Source organism: Rhizobium bangladeshense, from assembly GCF_017357245.1.
GTDB classification, from domain to species: domain Bacteria; phylum Pseudomonadota; class Alphaproteobacteria; order Rhizobiales; family Rhizobiaceae; genus Rhizobium; species Rhizobium bangladeshense.
Genome location: NZ_CP071612.1, coordinates 956052 through 973589, shown reverse-complemented (window position 1 = coordinate 973589; position 17538 = coordinate 956052). Strand labels below are relative to the sequence as shown.

General features: G+C 62.3%; 16 protein-coding genes. 11 read left to right on the top strand and 5 right to left on the bottom strand.

All coding sequences use genetic code 11. The features are described from left to right. Position 1: 1 nt before the first annotated feature. The 3 genes from J2J98_RS04620 (at position 2) to J2J98_RS04610 (ending at position 2375) form a co-directional block, all read left to right on the top strand. Positions 2-493: a GNAT family N-acetyltransferase gene (locus J2J98_RS04620; protein WP_207602462.1), complete on the top strand. Its 492-nt coding sequence runs from the start codon at positions 2-4 to the stop codon at positions 491-493. A 227-nt stretch (positions 494-720) separates the two neighbouring features. Beyond that, positions 721-1362, top strand: a complete 642-nt coding sequence (locus J2J98_RS04615) for a DUF47 domain-containing protein (RefSeq protein WP_207602461.1) — start codon at positions 721-723, stop codon at positions 1360-1362. Further along, complete coding sequence (locus tag J2J98_RS04610) at positions 1362-2375, top strand: inorganic phosphate transporter (RefSeq protein WP_207602460.1); 1014 nt, start codon at positions 1362-1364, stop codon at positions 2373-2375. Before J2J98_RS04615 ends, J2J98_RS04610 begins: the two co-directional genes overlap by 1 nt. Positions 2376-2405: 30 nt before the next feature. Here J2J98_RS04610 and J2J98_RS04605 read toward each other — a convergent pair whose 3' ends face one another. Next, positions 2406-2714: a nucleoside triphosphate pyrophosphohydrolase family protein gene (locus tag J2J98_RS04605; RefSeq protein ID WP_207602459.1), complete on the bottom strand. Its 309-nt coding sequence runs from the start codon at positions 2712-2714 to the stop codon at positions 2406-2408. A 76-nt stretch (positions 2715-2790) separates the two neighbouring features. Further along, positions 2791-4074: a D-alanyl-D-alanine carboxypeptidase family protein gene (locus J2J98_RS04600; protein ID WP_207602458.1), complete on the bottom strand. Its 1284-nt coding sequence runs from the start codon at positions 4072-4074 to the stop codon at positions 2791-2793. Between the two features lie 236 nt (positions 4075-4310). Here J2J98_RS04600 and J2J98_RS04595 point away from each other — a divergent pair, with 236 nt between their 5' ends. Continuing rightward, entirely contained in the window at positions 4311-5327 is a 1017-nt protein-coding gene (locus tag J2J98_RS04595) for a polysaccharide deacetylase family protein (protein ID WP_207603079.1), read from the top strand. 4 nt (positions 5328-5331) lie between these two features. Here the strand turns inward: J2J98_RS04595 and pdxH are convergent, their stop codons facing one another. Further along, a complete protein-coding gene (gene pdxH / locus J2J98_RS04590; protein WP_064706340.1) occupies positions 5332-5952 on the bottom strand; it encodes a pyridoxamine 5'-phosphate oxidase in 621 nt (206 codons plus the stop codon). Between the two features lie 66 nt (positions 5953-6018). Between pdxH and J2J98_RS04585 the strand changes: the two genes are divergently transcribed. From J2J98_RS04585 to J2J98_RS04570, 4 genes are all read left to right on the top strand, one after another. After that, positions 6019-6477, top strand: coding sequence for an RT0821/Lpp0805 family surface protein (locus J2J98_RS04585; protein ID WP_138393785.1), 459 nt, complete (start codon positions 6019-6021; stop codon positions 6475-6477). A 351-nt stretch (positions 6478-6828) separates the two neighbouring features. Continuing rightward, on the top strand, positions 6829-7998 hold the full coding sequence (locus J2J98_RS04580) for a DnaJ C-terminal domain-containing protein (protein WP_207602457.1): 1170 nt from the start codon (positions 6829-6831) through the stop codon (positions 7996-7998). Between the two features lie 121 nt (positions 7999-8119). After that, the gene (fabI, locus tag J2J98_RS04575; RefSeq protein ID WP_011424285.1) at positions 8120-8938 is read left to right on the top strand and encodes an enoyl-ACP reductase FabI; all 819 of its coding nucleotides are present in this window, start codon (positions 8120-8122) and stop codon (positions 8936-8938) included. Positions 8939-8958: 20 nt separating this feature from the next. Further along, entirely contained in the window at positions 8959-9567 is a 609-nt protein-coding gene (locus J2J98_RS04570; protein ID WP_064706337.1) for a histidine phosphatase family protein, read from the top strand. Positions 9568-9656: 89 nt separating this feature from the next. Here J2J98_RS04570 and J2J98_RS04565 read toward each other — a convergent pair whose 3' ends face one another. Next, complete coding sequence (locus J2J98_RS04565) at positions 9657-9917, bottom strand: DUF1344 domain-containing protein (RefSeq protein ID WP_003569889.1); 261 nt, start codon at positions 9915-9917, stop codon at positions 9657-9659. Between the two features lie 238 nt (positions 9918-10155). Here J2J98_RS04565 and J2J98_RS04560 point away from each other — a divergent pair, with 238 nt between their 5' ends. The 3 genes from J2J98_RS04560 to ribB all read left to right on the top strand — a co-directional run bounded on the left by J2J98_RS04560 (position 10156) and on the right by ribB (position 15708). After that, a complete protein-coding gene (locus J2J98_RS04560; RefSeq protein WP_207602456.1) occupies positions 10156-13335 on the top strand; it encodes a bifunctional diguanylate cyclase/phosphodiesterase in 3180 nt (1059 codons plus the stop codon). Positions 13336-13498: 163 nt separating this feature from the next. Further along, positions 13499-14596, top strand: a complete 1098-nt coding sequence (gene aroC / locus J2J98_RS04555; protein WP_207602455.1) for a chorismate synthase — start codon at positions 13499-13501, stop codon at positions 14594-14596. A gap of 8 nt (positions 14597-14604) precedes the next feature. After that, positions 14605-15708, top strand: coding sequence for a 3,4-dihydroxy-2-butanone-4-phosphate synthase (gene ribB, locus J2J98_RS04550; RefSeq protein WP_138393788.1), 1104 nt, complete (start codon positions 14605-14607; stop codon positions 15706-15708). A 328-nt stretch (positions 15709-16036) separates the two neighbouring features. On the opposite strand, the gene J2J98_RS04545 is transcribed toward ribB, so the two are convergent. After that, the gene (locus tag J2J98_RS04545) at positions 16037-17227 is read right to left on the bottom strand and encodes a winged helix-turn-helix domain-containing protein (RefSeq protein ID WP_064706333.1); all 1191 of its coding nucleotides are present in this window, start codon (positions 17225-17227) and stop codon (positions 16037-16039) included. Between the last annotated feature and the right edge of the window lie 311 nt (positions 17228-17538).

Genomic DNA, 17538 nt, shown 5'->3' with positions numbered 1-17538 from the left:
GATGGCGGAGATCGAAATCAGACCCTTTGCCGATGGCGACGCCGATGACGTGCTTTCGGTGATCCTGCCGATCCAGCGCGAGGAGTTCGGCATCGACATATCAGCCGATGCGCAGCCGGATCTCAGGGTCATTCCGGATTTCTACCAGTCCGGCAAAGGCCAGTTCTGGGTTGCCGTCAAGGACGGCGCCATCGTCGGCACGCTCGGGCTGAAGGATATCGGCAACAGGCAGGCGGCGCTGCGCAAAATGTTTGTCGCCGCCGAAGTCCGCGGCAGCGAGCATGGGGTGGCGGCACGGCTTCTCGAGCGGATGTTCGCCCATGCCAGGGCGGTCGGCCTCGCCGACATCTTTCTCGGGACGACCGACAAATTCGTCGCCGCCCATCGCTTCTACGAAAAGAACGGCTTTACCGAGATCGCCAAGAACGCCCTGCCCCGCTCCTTCCCGCTGATGGCGGTGGACAGCAAGTTCTACCGGTACAGGGTCGGCTGAGCTTCCGTATCTGCGTCTGAACCGCGCACACCCTGATCCTCTTGTCACTCAATTCAGCACCGCGCATCGGCGTGACGGCGGCTGAGGCCATGCGGCAACGTTGTCACAAATCTGTCATAAAGTTCAATCCGGCCCTATCTCTTCAAGGAGATAGGGTTTAGGAGGGCCGTGACGGACGGCGGCCGCTTTCGCTGTCCACAGCGCAGGCCAAGAAACGCGAGGTCCTCATGCTTGGTTGGTTTCGAAAGTTGATGCCGCGCGAAGACCGGTTCTTTGTACTCTTCGAACAGCATTCGAGAACGATCGTCGAAGCCGCGCAAGCCTTGGACCGGCTGTTGTCGGGCACCGAGATCGAGCATCAATGCGAGAAGATCGTGCGGTTGGAAGACCAGGCCGACGATATTACGCGCGAAGTCATGCAGGCCGTCCGGCGAAGCTTCATCACGCCTTTCGATCGTGGAGACATCAAGGATCTCATTCAATCCATGGATGATGCGATCGACATGATGCACAAGACCGTCAAGACCATCCGCCTCTTCGAGCAGACCAGCTTCGATCCGGGCATGCGCGAGATGGGCAAGATCGTCGTCGAGGCCGCCAACCTCATTGCCGAGGCCATTCCGCTGCTCAATCGCATAAATGCCAATGCTCCGCGTCTTTCGGCAATCGTCGAGCAGGTGACCCGCGTGGAGGGCCGCTCCGACGAACTGCACGAGCATGGCCTCAAGGATCTGTTTCGCCGGCATGGCTCGAATAATCCGATGGGCTATTTGATCGGCAGCGAGATCTATGGCGAGCTGGAAAAGGTGGTCGACCGATTCGAGGACGTCGCCAACGAGATCAGCGGCATCGTGATCGAGAATGTCTGATGGATGCCGCCCTCGCCTTCCCGCTCCTCATCGGCCTTATCGGCGTCGCCCTGCTCTTCGATTTTCTCAACGGCCTGCATGATGCGGCGAATTCGATCGCGACAATCGTCTCGACACGAGTTCTGAGGCCGCAATATGCGGTCTTCTGGGCGGCCTTTTTCAATTTCATTGCCTTCCTGTTCTTCGGGCTCCATGTGGCGGAGACGCTTGGAACCGGTATCATCGATCCGGCGATCGTCACGCCGCAAGTGATTTTCGCGGCCCTGATGGGCGCTATCGTCTGGAACGTCGTGACCTGGATCTTCGGCATTCCCTCCAGTTCCTCGCATGCGCTGGTCGGCGGCCTGGTCGGCGCGGGACTTGCCAAAACCGGGTTGAGCTCGATTGTCTGGAGCGGTCTTCTGAAAACCGCCGGCGCAATCGTCATGTCGCCGATGATCGGCTTCCTTTTAGCCCTGTTCCTCGTCCTGGCGGTCACCTGGACCTTCGTCCGGCAGACGCCCTTCGCCGTCGACCGATCGTTTCGCTTCCTGCAATTCGTGTCGGCGTCGCTCTATTCGCTCGGCCATGGCGGCAATGACGCCCAGAAGACCATGGGCATCATTGCGGTGCTTCTCTATTCGCAGGGCTATCTCGGCGGCAGCTTTCATGTGCCGTTCTGGGTGGTGATTTCGTGCCAGGCTGCGATGGCGCTCGGCACCTTGTTCGGCGGGTGGCGCATCGTCCATACGATGGGGTCGAAGATCACCAGGCTGAACCCAATGCAAGGCTTCTGCGCCGAAACGGGCGGCGCCTTGACCCTCTTCGGCGCCACATGGCTCGGCATCCCCGTTTCCACCACCCACACCATTACCGGGGCCATCATCGGCGTCGGCGCCGCAAGACGCCTATCCGCCGTGCGATGGGGGCTCGCCGGCAACATCGTGGTCGCGTGGATTGTCACCCTTCCGGCTGCGGCGTTGATTTCGGCGATTTCATTTTGGCTTGTGACGCTGTTGAGCCAAATTTTCTAACGCCGATCCTGCAGCGAGATGGCCGACTTCTTACCTGCTCTGCGGCTGAAACCGCCACTTCCTTTCGATCGCCGCGGCAAGGTCTAGGTCATTGTGGCGGGCAAACAGCAGAAGATGGCCGAGAACATCGGCGGTCTCATCGGCCAAATCCCGCTGCATGTCTTCAGGAGAGCGGCCCTTCGCACGGCCGCGGCCGGTCAGGCGGTTCCATGCCTGAGTCAACTCACCCATTTCTTCCTGGAGCTTCAGCAGGTACCAGTCGGCGTCGCGTTCGATGTTGTTGGCAGCGACATGGACAGAGGATGAGATTTCGAACTGTTCGGCAAGACGGCGCAACATGAACGTTCTCCTTTTGTTTAGGGAGGAGACGCTGATTCCCGCTGCTTGTCCAGAGTGGAATATGATGCTGCTGCGATCAGCCGTGATCGGGCAGCAGCATGCAGTCATAGGAACGCTGCTTCAGCGCATCGCACGCGGAGACGGCGGCGTCCCTGCTGGCGAAACCGACGAAGCGGGCGCGATAGATCCTGTTCGCCCCCTGGCCGACCGCTTCGGTATGGGGCGAAGCGGCAAGGAGCGGTGCTCCGGCCTCCGACTGCGCCTGGGCGAGAAGCGCACGCGCCGCATCGGCGCTCGGCGCGGCCGATATCTGGATCTGCCAGGTTCCGTCGGATTTCTCGGCCGGAGTCTTGACGGTCTTGCCGGCGGCGAGGATCTCGTCCATGGCGGTCGGGCGTTCCAGCGGCACGACGGCGTCGTCGGCATAAGCCAGGCTCTTCGCTGCGAGATCTTCGTCCGGTCGCGGTGCGTTCAGCGGCACCGGAACATCGGAAGCATCGGCGGCGGAAGCGACTTCGACCGGCTCCCTGGCGCCGACGCTCGCCATCAGCCTGGCGCCGCCTGATGACGAGGCACGGCCGAGATAGCGGTCGAGCAGCGCTTCCATCTTGGCGTCGCGGCTGCGGGCGGTGCGACCGCCGAGCACGACACCGACGACGCGGCGGTTGCCGTCCCTGACGGCGCTGACGAGGTTGAAGCCGGAGGCGTTGGTATATCCCGTCTTGATGCCGTCCATGCCCTGGTAGCGGTACATGAGATTGTTGTGGCCGCGCACAGTCTTGCCGCGGAAATTGAAGCTTGCCATCGAGAACAGCCGGTATTCATTGGGATAATTCCTCATCAGCGCCACGGCGAGCGTCGACATGTCACGCGCCGTCGTCACCTGACTGCTGTTCGGCAGGCCCGATGCATTGGCGAAGACGGTGCGGCTCATGCCGAGCTGGCGGGCTTTGGCGGTCATCATCCGGGCAAAGCCGCTCTCCGAACCGCCGAGCTTCTCGCCCATGGCGGCAGCGGCATCATTGGCGGATTTGACGATCATGCCATAGACCGCCTCGCGCACCGTGATGGTGCCGCCCGCCTTGACGCCGAGCTTGGTCGGCGGCCGGGCGGCCGCGTATTTCGACATTTTGATCGGCGTATCCCAGGCGATCTTGCCGCGTTTCAGCGCCTCAAAGGTGAGATAGAGCGTCATCATCTTCGTCAGCGAGGCCGGATGGTTCAGCGTGTCGGCGTTTTCGGACGCCAGGACCTTGCCGGTGCGGGCATCGAGGATCAGCGAGGCGCTGCCGGCAAGAGCCGCCAGCGGCGCCGAAACGGCGAGCGTCACGGTCAAAACAGCCGCCAAAAGCTTTCTCATGGAATTCCCCCTGATGCGCTGGCTCTCGATGGGCCGGCCATGTGTCGTAATGTAACAGAAGCCGGAAGTTTGGCGCGACTTTGCGGCAACGCCTATCATTTTTCTAGCCTTTTCATCGTCTTGGTTAACAAAAAACGAAAGAAGCTGTGCGAAATCGGGATTCAGCAAGGCTTAAGCTGCGCTTGCTAGTTTGCCGGAAGTGGCAATAGGCGACGCATGAGGGGCAATTGAAGCGACTGGTAAAACGCGCGGCGATCGTCGCCGGGCTCGAGGCGTCCTGGCTGATCGCTGCGACCGGCCTGATGCGGCAGGCGCGCGGGCGCGGGGTCATCTTCACGCTGCATCATGTCCGCCCCCAAGTAGACCAGGCCTTCGCGCCGAACGCACATCTTGAAATCACTCCGCATTTTCTCGATGCGGCGCTCAGGCGGCTGACGCGCGACGGCTATCGTTTCGTACGGCTCGACCAGCTGCCGGCGCTGTTGGCCGAGCCCGAGGGTGGCAGGCCGTTTGCGGCCTTTACGCTCGACGACGGCTACACCAACAATATCGAGTATGCGCTGCCGGTGTTCGAGCGGCATGGCGCGCCATTCACCGTGTTCGTCACCAAAGGTTTCGCTGAAGGCTCCCACAGCATCTGGTGGGAAACGCTCGCGGTCCTGTTGCGACAGGCACAGGAAATCCGTTTCGATTTCGGCCGTGGCAGCGAGCGGCTGGCGCTCGACGGCCCGCAGCAGCAATGGGTCGCCTTCGACCGCTTCGCCTGGTATATCCACCGCTTCGATGAGGCGCGGGGAATCGCCGCCCTCGACACGCTGGCGCGGGAAAACGGCATCGAGCCGACCGATATCGCGCGCGACCTGGTGATGGGGCCAGCGCAACTGCAGCGGCTCGCGCGACATCCGCTCGCAGCGCTTGGCGCTCATACGATCAGCCATCGCGCCCTTGCCCGCCTGCCGGAGGCCGAAGCGCGAATCGAAATGGAAGTTTCGGCCGACTACATCGAGGCGATGACCGGCATCCGTCCCGCCACGATCGCCTATCCCTACGGCACGCCGGAGGCTGCGAGCGCCCGCGAGGCAGCACTTGCCGGCCGGCTGGGCTTTTCGGTCGCCGTCACCACGCAGCCCGGGCTGCCGGCGGCAGGCAAGACCGGTTATCTCCCGCGCATGTCGCTGAATGGCTTCTATCAGAAGCGACGCTACGTCTCAGCGCTTGCCTCCGGCATTCCGCTGAAAATCATGGGCCGCTAGCGTCTCACGGATACATCCGCACCTTTTCCCACGCCCCGACTGGCGACGGACGGCGGAATTCGATGCGGTCATGCAGGCGGAAATTCTGATCTTTCCAGAACTCGATCGAAGTCGGCCGGATCCGGAAGCCCGACCAATAGGGAGGCCGGGGTATCTCGCCAATGGCGTAGCGGGCGGTATATTCCGCCACCGCCTTCTCCAGCGCGAATCGGCTTTCGAGCGGACGCGATTGTTTGGAAGCCCAGGCGCCGATGCGGCTGCCGCGCGCCCGCGTCTTGAAATAAGCGTCGGCTTCTGCGTCGCTCACGATCTCGACAGGCCCTCTGAGCCGCACCTGACGGCGCAGGCTTTTCCAGTGGAAACACATGGCGGCCTTTTGCTGCCCCAAGATTTCGCGACCTTTCTGGCTCTCGAAATTGGTGTAGAAGACGAAACCGCCTTCGTCGAATCCCTTCAGGAGAACCATGCGGACATTGGGAAGACCAGCCTCATCGACCGTTGCCAGCGCCACGGCATTCGGATCGTTCGGTTCGGAGGCCTCCGCTTCCTTCAGCCATTCGGCAAAGAGCTTGAAGGGCTCGCCACTTTCGGTAAAGTCACCGCTTGTTAACTCGTTTGCCGACATATTGGTTCAAATGCCCCGGATTATTCATAACTCGCCCAGCTTTTTGATAACTGGACAGGATGCAGGGTGGAAGTCATAGCAAAGTCATATCGCCATACAAAGGGTCTGCGGCAACGCGGCAGCGCCTTCCTGGTCGTCGGCGCCGCAATGCTGTCGCTTTCGGGCTGTGTCTCCGGCGGCATGGATTTCTTGAGCGAAGCCAAGGTCGACCGGTCGGTGGCCACCGGCACCGTGCCTCAGACGCCACCGAGCACCGACACGCTTTCGGATGAAATGACGGTGCGCAACGCGGTGACCTCGGCCGATGTGCACAAGCTCGAAGGCCAGCCGCTTCCCTGGGCCAATGCGTCGACCGGCAGCGCCGGCGTCATCGAGACAATCGTCGAGAACAACGAGGCAGGCCAGGTCTGCCGGCAGTTCCGCACGACGCGGCACTCCTATGTCGGGATTGCCAAATTCTACGGCAAGACCTGCCTCGTCGGCGGCGGCAACTGGCAGCTGCTGAGCTTCCACCCGGAAAGCTAGTTTCCGGCGGGAAAGCTAGTTTCCGGCGGGAAAGCTAGTTTCCGGCGGGAAAGTTGATTACCGGCGGGAAATTTGATCTGCCGGAACCGATTCGGCGAGCCGAGAAGTTAACGGCCGCCGGCTTCGTGCCGAATGCTTAGCAAAGAGCTAACCATTCGCGGCAAAACACTCCCCACCCCTCCACAGAAATAAGAAGTGATTAGCAACTCGGCCGCACGATCGGCGTTGAGTGTGGCTGCCTCCGCCTTTGCGGCCGGTGGCGCGTCACGTGTTGATATTGGACTTTCATATTGGGCGGGGATGCCGGGCAAGGACAGGTGCGCCCCGCATCGCAACACCGGCGGTTTTGACATGCGCGATCCTTACAAAATTCTTGGCGTCAAGCGCGATGCAGCGGCAGACGAGATCAAGGCGGCCTGGCGCAACATGGCCAAAGCAGCCCATCCCGACCACAATCAGGACGATCCGACGGCCACGGCCCGGTTCGCCGAGATCGGCCGCGCCTATGAGACGCTGAGAGACCCGCGCAAACGCAGCCTGTTCGACAATGCCGTGCGGATGGCGGAAGCCAAGAAGCAGGAACAGACGATCATGCAGCAGCGCCAGGCCGCGCGCGAGGCGGCGGCCCGCGCCAAGGCGGCGCAGGCCAATGCCGAGCGGGTGATGGAGGAGCTTGCCAGGGCCGCTCAGAAAACCGCGGCCGATGGGCCAAAACAGCAGAGCGGCGCCAGCGAAGGCGCCGAGGAGATGGTGGAACGCATTTTCGGCGCGCAGGCGCGCGCCGCGGCGGGCGGCCAGCCCCAGGGCCGCCCGCAGCAGGCCCATCATCAGACGCAGACAGCGCAGGGCCAGGCCCAGGCCGAAGCGGGCAAGCGCGCGGCTGGCGACGCCGCCGAAGCCGACGAGGAACCCGGCGAGACGTCAAACAATGCCGGCTCCAACCTGTCGCTGCCGCTCAGCATCCTGACTTCGCTGGTGCGTCGTTTCACCGGCGCCAAGGATACCGGCCTCGAAAAAGCGCCCGACGAGGTGACGACGGCGACGGTCACGATCGACGACGTGCTGAAGGGCGGCTGGGTCACCGCGTCGCTGCCGGAGGGCCGCGAGATCGGCTTCGCATTGCCGGCGGGCACGACGGATGGGCACGAGATCCGGCTCAAGGGACAGGGCTTCAAGCTGCCTGGCATGCAGCGCGGCGATGCCGTCGTCAATATCCGCATCGCCCCCGATTCGCGCTTCACCGTCGACGGTTTCGACCTACACGCCGTGCTGCCGCTCAGCATCGAAAATGCCGTGCTCGGCACCGAGGCAAGCATCGATGGGCCATCCGGGCCTATGAACATCACCGTTCCCCCATGGTCGGGCTCGGACAAGACGATTCGGATTGCCGCCCAGGGATTGCCGCGGGAAGACGGCAGCAGAGGCGATCTCGTCGTCGAATTGCGCATCATCCTGTGGGAAAAACCCGACGACAAAGTCACCGATCTCATGCGCAGCATGCGCGAAGGTCTGTTCTTGTGAAATTTTTATGACATTCGCACCCTTTGTTACGATCCCTAACAGTTGATGATCCAGGCCAAGCTTGAACCGATTAACGGCCTATGCCATAGGCAGGATCGATCAGAATCCTAGGGAGCGAAATATGGCTCAAGCATCCGGCCTCATGGCAGGCAAACGCGGCGTCATCATGGGTGTCGCCAACAATCGTTCGATTGCGTGGGGTATTGCCAAGGCCATTCATGCGCAGGGCGGAGAAGTTGCGCTCACCTATCAGGGCGATGCGCTGAAGAAGCGCGTCGAGCCGCTCGCCGCCGAAATCGACGCGACGCTCGTCGGCCACTGCGACGTCGCCGACGAAGCCACTATCGACGCGGTGTTCGAAAATGTCGAAAAGCTCTGGGGCAAGATCGATTTCCTCGTGCATGCTATCGGCTTCTCCGACAAGGACGAGCTGACCGGCCGCTATATCGATACCTCGCCCGACAATTTCAACAAGACGATGCAGATCTCCGTCTATTCCTTCACCTCGGTTGCACGCCGCGCCGAGAAGCTGATGACGGAAGGCGGCTCGATGCTGACGCTGACCTATTACGGTGCGGAAAAGGTGATGCCGAATTATAACGTCATGGGCGTCGCGAAGGCCGCCCTCGAAGCGAGCGTCAAATATCTCGCCGTCGACCTCGGGCCGCAGAACATCCGCGTCAACGCCGTTTCGGCCGGACCGATCAAGACGCTCGCCGCCTCCGGCATCGGCGATTTCCGCTATATCCTGAAGTGGAACGAATATAACGCCCCGTTGCGCCGTACGGTTACCATCGAGGAAGTCGGCGATGTCGGCCTCTATCTCCTGTCCGACCTGTCGCGTTCGGTCACCGGCGAAGTGCACCATGCCGACAGCGGTTATCATGTCATCGGCATGAAGGCGGTCGACGCCCCTGACATTTCGGTCGTCAAGGACTAATCAGCTCCGGAGCCGAGACCGTGCTCATCTACGTGATCAGACACGGTCAGACCGACTGGAATGCCGAGCGCCGCCTGCAGGGCCAGAAAGACGTCCCGATGAATGCCACGGGCCTGGAACAGGCCCGGCAGAACGGCATCGCGTTGGCCGAGATTCTCGGCGAGAGGGTCAGCGAATTCGATTTCGTTGCAAGCCCGCTCGGGCGCACGCGCGCAACGATGGAAATCATGCGCGCCGCCATGGGCCTGCCGCCGCTTGCCTATCGCACCGATCCGAGGCTGGTGGAGATTTCCTTCGGCGACTGGGAGGGTTCGACTCTCAAGGAGCTGAGGGCGACCCAGGCCGAGCGAGTGGCGGAACGCAATGCCTCCAAATGGGATTTCATCCCGCCGGGAGACGATGCCGAAAGTTACGAAATCCTCTCCTGGCGCACCGGCGCATGGCTGCGCTCCGTCGATCGTCCGACCGTCTGCGTCACCCATGGCGGCGTCATCCGTACGCTGTTCCAGGCAATTGCCGACCTGCCGAAGAGCACTGCCGCGGAAGGCGGGATCCCACAGGACCGGATCGTCAGGATCGATACGAGCGAGCGGACGATTGTCTGGCTGCAGGCATCATCCGCCGCTTAGTTAGCTCCGATTGGGGACGAACGATCTGTTCGGTCCGGGAGGATGAGGGGCAGCCATTGGCGGCATGCGATGACTCTCCAGTGTCCCGCCTACTTGACGATATCGAGATCGTTGATGACGCGCTTGCCGTCCACCTCGGTATAGAAGACGATGACCTTCACGCCGGCTTCGAGGCCGTCGAAATTGAATTCCTCTGGCGCCTGATAGGTCTTGCCGTCGTCGAGCGTCAGCACGAGGTTGGCCGTGTCGACCTTCTTGATCGTCGCCTCGACATCGGCGCTCTCGGCAAAACCGCTCATCGGCGACAGGAAACTTGCTGTGGCCAAAAGCGTGGCGACGACGAAACGCATGGCAACAATCCTCTTGAAACGCTGCACGAGAAAACTGGCCACAGATAAGCTCCTGAATATGGCGAAAATTGCCCGTAAGGATGGCTTTTGCCGCCCAATTGATGAATACAATTTTAAATATAATCAACGCGCCGCGTTAACCACGCGCCTCCCCGTCCGGAATCCTTCAGCATCGACAACAGGCAATCGTAAATTAACCCCTGGCTCCTAAAGTTGCCGCGAATGTGGGGGTCTCGTTTTGCTATCCAGCCTCGGCGACAGCAAGCAGTTGCGGCGCGTTTTGAAGAATACCCGCGTCTCGTTTCTGGTTTCTTCGTTTGTCGCCCTTGTCGTCATCATGGTCGGCTTCGCGCTCGATCAGACCAATACTGCCGCTCATGTGCGCGAACTTCATATCCGCACCGAGAACGAGACGAACCTGTTGCGCGCCAGGGTGAAGGCAGAGATCAACATGAGCCTCACCATGGTCCGCGATCTCGCGAACCTGACTTCCGTCAGCAATACCGCAAACCGGGAGGAGACGGAGCGCCAGATCAGGTGGCTGCTGATCCAGAACCCGGCTTTCATCCATATCGCCATCGCGCCTAGCTTCGTCGTCGCCGATGTCTATCCGCAGCCCCCGAACGGCGGGCGGATCGGCCGCGATGTGCGGGAGATCCTTTTCGCACACCAGGCGATGACGGCTGAGCCACGCGACCAGCTGGCGCGTTTCTATGGTCCGATCAGCGTCGACGGTCGGGAGGCCTTCGCCATCTTCTTTCCGGTTTTCGTCAAGGAAAACGGCCAGCGGCGTATCTGGGGCGCGGTGGAGGTCGCCGTCGACCGGAAGATCTTTTACGAGGCGACCGGGCTGATGCCGGCGCGCGACCGCGAAAACCAGGAGCGCTATCCCAATCTCGATCATCTTTCGATTGCGGTGCGGGATATCGGCCCGACGGCCGGCAAGGCCGGTCCTTCGGCGCCGTTCTTCGGTCCTGCCGGCATTGACGACAAGGATCCGATCCGCCGGGAGATCAGCTTCGCCGGCGGCAAATGGGAGCTCTCCGCCGTCCCGAAAGATGGCTGGAATGCGATACCGGAAAATCGGACGGAGCTGCGGCTGATCGTCATTGCCGCCGGGTGCATCATCATCGTCCCGATCTTCCTCGCTACGCTGCTGCTCGGCGAGCGCAACCGCAACATTGCCGAACTGGAGACGCGAGAAGCGAAGCTCCTGGAGCTGTCGCAGCGGCTCAATCTGGCGCTCGAATCCTCCAATATCGGCATCTGGGAGCTGCAGGATCATTCGAGCGGCCTCCTTTGGGACGCCCGCGCCGCCGCGCTGCACGGAAAGCCGGCGGAGGAAGGAAGCCGGCCGCTCGACGAATGGCTGGCGGCGATCCTGCCGGTGGATCGCGAGCTCGCGGAGGTGCATTTCTTCAGCTGCAGCATTGCGGGCGCCGCCTGCACGGCGCAGTACCGCATCATGCTCGCCGACGGCGGCATCCGGCATCTGCGCTCGGTCGGCGCCCTCTACCGGGATGCGGGCGGCGGCGGCAAGACGATCGGCATCGTCTGGGACGTGACCGCCGACGCGGAGGCCACCGACGCGCTGCGCAAGGCCAGGGATGTCAGCGAGGTCAAGAATGCCGAACTGGAACTGGCGCTCGAAGAGCTTTCGAGCCGTGAGGTCCAGCTCGCCGAGCTTTCGAGCCGACTGGACCTTGCGCTCAATTCCTATCAGTGCGGCATATGGGAGGCGCGGCCCGACCGCGGCGGCTCGATCTGGAACGAGCGAATGTACGAGCTCTACGGGCTTCAGCCGCGCAATGGCTTCATGACCGAGGAGACCTGGCTGTCCCGCATCCACCCCGAGGATCGCGGGCTGGCGCTCGAAAGCGCGCGTCACTTCAAACGAAACGGCGATACGCACACCCTCGTCTGCCGCGTTCTCGTTGAAGACGGTTCGGTGCGCTATGTGCGCTCGGTCGGCAAGGTCTACCAGACGGCCGCCGGCGAGATGAAGATCATGGGCATCGCCTTCGACGCCACCGAGGACATGCTGATGACGATCCGGCTGAAGGCGGCCAAGGACGAGGCCGTCGCCAAGAATATCGAACTCGAACTTGCCAAAAACAGGATCGAGCACAATTCGCTGCACGATCCGCTGACCGCTCTCGCCAACCGCCGCAAGCTCGATATCGCGCTCGAAACCCTCAGCCATGACGGGCGGCGGCAGCGGCAGAAATTCGCGATCCTGCACATCGACCTCGATCGCTTCAAGGATATCAACGACACGCTCGGTCATGCCGCCGGCGATGCGATGCTGGTGCATGCCTCGAAGGTACTTGCCAGGAATGTCCGCGGCAGCGACCTCGTGGCGCGCATTGGCGGCGACGAATTCGTCATCCTCGCCGGCGATGTCGGCGACAAGGAAATGGCGGAGCTTGCGACGCGGATCATCGAGGAGATGCGCCAGCCGATCGATTTCGAGGGCTTTTCCTGCCGCTGCGGCGTGTCGATCGGCGTGGCGCTCGCCAACGGCATTCATGTCGATGCGCGCAAGGTTCTGATCAACGCCGATATCGCGCTCTACCGCGCAAAGACCACGGGCCGCAATCGCTTCGACTTCTTCAATCACGATCTTCAGGCAGATATCATCAACACCAAGCGCACGGCCGACGAGATCCTTGCCGGCATTGACAATGGCGAATTCACCGCGTGGTATCAGCCGCAATTCTCGGCCCGGACGATGGAGCTGACCGGCGTGGAGGCGCTGGTGCGCTGGAAGCATCCTTCCAAGGGGTGGCTCGCGCCCGACAAGTTCCTGCGCATCGCCGACGAGATCAACGTCGTGCAGACGCTCGACCGGATCGTGCTGGAAACGGCGCTGCGCGACAAGATGCGCTTGACGGCGCTGGGCATTGCCGTTCCCAAGGTCTCGGTCAATGTCTCGGCCCGGCGGCTGCACGACGGCAGCCTCCTGGAATCGCTCGCCGACCTCAATATCCGTCCCGGCGAACTCTCCTTCGAACTGGTGGAATCGATCTTCCTCGACGAGAGCGAGGACGTCGTCTCGCACAATCTCGCACGCATCAAGGCGCTCGGCATCGATATCGAGATCGATGATTTCGGCACCGGCCACACCTCGATCGTCAGCCTGTTGAAGCTGAAACCGAAGCGGCTGAAGATCGACCGCCAGCTGGTGCAGCCGATCGTCGGCGCTTCGCAGGAACGCGCGCTGGTTCGCTCGATCATCGACATCGCCCGCTCACTCGGTGTCGAGACGGTGGCCGAAGGAGTGGAGACGGCTGCGCACGCCGCATTGTTGCGCGACCTCGGCTGCGACATGCTGCAGGGCTACGCCTTCTCGCCGGCGCTCTCCTTCGACGATTTCGCCGCCGAGGCGGCCGGAAGCGGGTGGCGGCTGGCTTCGTGACGGCCATCAAGTTGCAAAAGACGGAAACAGGATTTCGGCAGCTGCCGGTTTGACGCAAAGAAAGGCTTTTGCCTCGGCGGTTTTTTGGCCTATGAGTGTCGCGCCTTTTCAAGCAATGGCGCGGCCGGCGGCGACCGGCCCTGGCGCGCCACCGTGGGAACACATGTCGCACAATACATTCGGTCACCTCTTCCGCGTAACCACCTGGGGCGAAAGCCATGGTCCGGCGCTCGGCTGCGTCGTGGACGGCTGCCCTCCGGGCCTGCGCTTTACGCTTGCCGAGCTGCAGGTCTGGCTCGACAAGCGCAAGCCCGGACAATCCCGCTTCGTCACGCAGCGGCGCGAGGACGATCTGGTGAAGGTGCTGTCCGGCGTCATGCTCGATCCCGACGGCGAGACGATGACGACCACCGGCACGCCGATCTCCATGCTGATCGAGAACACCGACCAGCGTTCCAAGGATTATGGCGAGATCGCCCGGCAATACCGTCCCGGCCATGCCGACTATACCTATGACCTCAAATACGGCATTCGCGACTATCGCGGCGGCGGCCGCTCCTCGGCGCGCGAGACCGCAGCCCGGGTTGCGGCAGGCGGCATCGCCCGCCTCGTCGTGCCGGGTGTTACGGTGCGCGGCGCACTGGTGCAGATCGGCAAGCACAGGATCGACCGCAGCAACTGGGACTGGGACCAGGTCGGGCAGAACCCCTTCTTCTCGCCGGATGCGGCGATCGTGCCGGTCTGGGAGGAATATCTCGACGGCATCCGCAAGGCCGGCTCCTCGATCGGTGCTGTTATCGAAGTGATCGCCGAAGGCGTGCCCGCCGGCCTCGGCGCGCCGATCTATTCCAAGCTCGATCAGGACATCGCCTCGCTGCTGATGTCGATCAATGCCGTTAAAGGCGTGGAGATCGGCAATGGTTTTACCGCCGCCGAAACCTCAGGCGAAGACAATGCCGATGAAATGCGCATGGGCAATGAAGGCACGCCGATCTTCCTTTCCAACAATGCCGGCGGTATTCTGGGCGGGATCTCGACCGGACAGCCGATCGTCGCGCGTTTCGCGGTCAAGCCGACCTCCTCGATCCTGACCGAACGCCAGTCGATCGATGCCGATGGCAAGAATGTCGATGTGCGCACCAAGGGCCGGCATGACCCCTGCGTCGGCATTCGCGCCGTGCCGATCGGCGAGGCGATGGTCGCCTGCGCCATTGCCGATCATTATCTTCGCGACCGCGGCCAGACCGGCCGTCTGAAATAGGAGCGTCCATGTCTTACGATCAGAAACGCGTCGTCGACGCCATCAGGGCCTTCGAGGCCGGCGAAATCGTCGTCGTCATGGACGACAATGACCGCGAGAACGAGGGCGACCTGATCGTCGCCGCCGTGCACACCACGCCGGAGAAGATGGCCTTCATCGTGCGCCACACTTCAGGCATCGTCTGTGCGCCGATGCCGAAGGAGGAGGCCAAGCGCCTCAACCTCAACGCCATGGTGGCCGAGAACGATTCCGCTCATACGACGGCCTTCACCGTCTCGGTCGACTTCAAGCACGGCACGACGACCGGCATCTCGGCCGACGACCGGACGCTGACCGTGCGCAACCTCGCCAATCCGAATGTCGGAGCCGCCGATTTCGTCCGTCCCGGCCATATCTTCCCGCTGGTTTCGCGCGAAGGCGGCGTGCTGATGCGCTCGGGCCATACGGAAGCGGCCGTCGACCTCTGCCGGCTCGCCGGCCTGCCGCCGATCGGCGTCATTTCCGAACTCGTCAATGACGACGGCACCGTCACCCGCGGTCCGCAGGTGGTCGAGTTCGCCGAAAAGCACGGGCTGAAGCTCGTCTCGGTCGCCGATCTCATCGCCTACCGCCAGCGCAAGGAAACACTGATCGAACTCGGCGCGAGCTTCGACATCGACACGCCGTTCGGCAAGGCGAGAGCCCACACCTATTCGCTGCCCTGGGATCCGATGCAGCATCTCGCCGTCGTGTTCGGCGACATCCGCGACGGCATCGAAATCCCCGTGCGCCTGCATCCGGAAAATGTCGCCGAGGATCTCTTCGGCAGGAAGAGCCCGGTCGATTTCTACATGGAGAAGATCGCCGCGGAAGGGCGCGGCGTCATCGTCTATCTGCGCGAAGGCTCGGTCGGCGTCGGCCATTACGACAATGGCCGCAAGGCCCGCAACCAGGGCCGCGAAGGCCATGCGGAGGCGCAGACGCGCGAAAGCGAATGGCTGGAAATCGGCCTCGGCGCCCAGATCCTCAAGGACCTCGGGGTGAGCTCAATCAAGCTGCTCACCAGCCGCGAGCGCCACTATGTCGGCCTGGAAGGCTTCGGTATCAAGATCAGCAAGACGGAGATCTGTTGAGGGAAGACCCTCTCCCCCTCACCAGGTCAAAGTTTGGGCTGTGACCGGCGGATGGCATCGCTGACAGGGCTTTCGGGCTGTGAATGGTTTGTCCTGTCCAATCCACCTCCGTCATGCTCGGCCTTGAGCCGAGCATCCACGCCGCACCCACCAGCAGCAGACGCATGGATCCCAGGCTCAAGGCCTGGGATGACGGAGAGTGCGGTGGCGTTGTTGCCAAACTTAGCGTCGGAGTAGACGAACGCGCGCCACGATGGTTGCTTTGTTCGGTCGGTGCTTATGGCGACCTCGCTTGTGAGGGCGCAGTGACGAGCAGAGGATAATTCGATTACCCCTTCCACCCGTCGAGCAACACCACCTTCTCCACACCCGCAAACCGCGCCACCCGCTCCAACTCCGCTTCCAGCCGCTCCAGCCGTCCGGCCGAAGCCTTCACGCCCGGTTCCAGCCAGAGCCGCCTGACATCGAGGGTCGATTTCTTCCGGTCGGCCTTCATGTCGATGCGGCCGATCAGGCGGTCGCCCTCGAGCAGCGGGAAGACGTAATAACCATATTCGCGTTTGGCTTCCGGCACGAAGACCTCGATGCGGTAGAAAAAGCCGAACAGGCGTTCAGTGCGATTGCGGTCGCGGATCATCGGGTCGAAGGGGCTGAGCACGCGGATGCGCGGCGGAGCGTCCGGATAGCTGTCGAGCGTCGAAGGGAAACCGGCAAAGGCCCAGGACGGGCGAGGCTTGCCGCCAGGCGCCGCTTCGATCAGCACTTCGGTCAGCTCGTCGCGGTGAGCCGATACCCAGGCCTTGGCCTCGTCGGGCGAGACCAGATTCCAAAAGGCTGCGATCTCGCCGTGGGTGGCAAAGCCAAGGCGGGTGAGCGCGCCGCGGCAGGCCCAGTCGACGAAGTCTTCGCGGCTCACCTCCGGCTCGCGGAATTCGGCCGGAATGACACGCTCGGTGAGATCATAGATCTTCTGGAAATTCGAGCGGCCGGCGATCGCGAGTTTGCCGGTGTGCCAGAAATATTCGAGCGCCGTCTTGTTCGGATGCCAGTTCCACCAGCCGCCGGACACATGGCCATCGGCCTTGACGTCGCGCGCCAGCATCGCGCCGTCGCGACGCACTCGCTCATAGGTCTCCTCGAAGGCGGCCTCGAAACCCTCGCCGCGCCACTTGCGCCAGCGCTCGACCAGGACCTTCTCCTGATGGCGGAACTTGTGCTTCCAATAGACGAAGAAAGCGCTCGGCAGGATGGAGGCATCGTGCGTCCAGTGCTCGAACAGCGCGCGTTCCTTCTCCAGCAGCGCCTTCAGATGCTCGCGCCGATAGGTTTGATTGCGGGAAAACAGGATCTGATGATGCGCCCGCTCGACCGTCTGGATGCTGTCCACCTGGACGAAGCCGAGATCCTGGATGAGCTGCAGCAGGCCGGCCTTGGTCAAGGCTCGGTTCGGTGGGGCGCTGAGGCCCTGCTTGGCAAGAAAGACGCGGCGGGCATCGGAATTGGAAAGCAGATTCGTCATGACCGCATCATAATCCGGAAAATCTTCCTAGCCACCCGATATCGACAGCGAGATTTGCTCTTTCACCGGGGAGGGTCAACCGTATAGAAGGAGCGCTGTCAGGTTGGCGCCGATTTCCGCCCCTCACCCTAGCCCCTCCCCGCTCTGACGGTGAGAGGGGACGTGCCCTATGAGAGGCAACTGGGGACGGAGGTCGTGGCATATCCCCCTCGCCCCGCTTACGGGGAGAAGGTGGCGGCAGCCGGATGAGGGGCTGTTTCGCAAATCTCCCTCTATAAAAGGCGCTCAATCGCCGCATGATGTGGACCTCC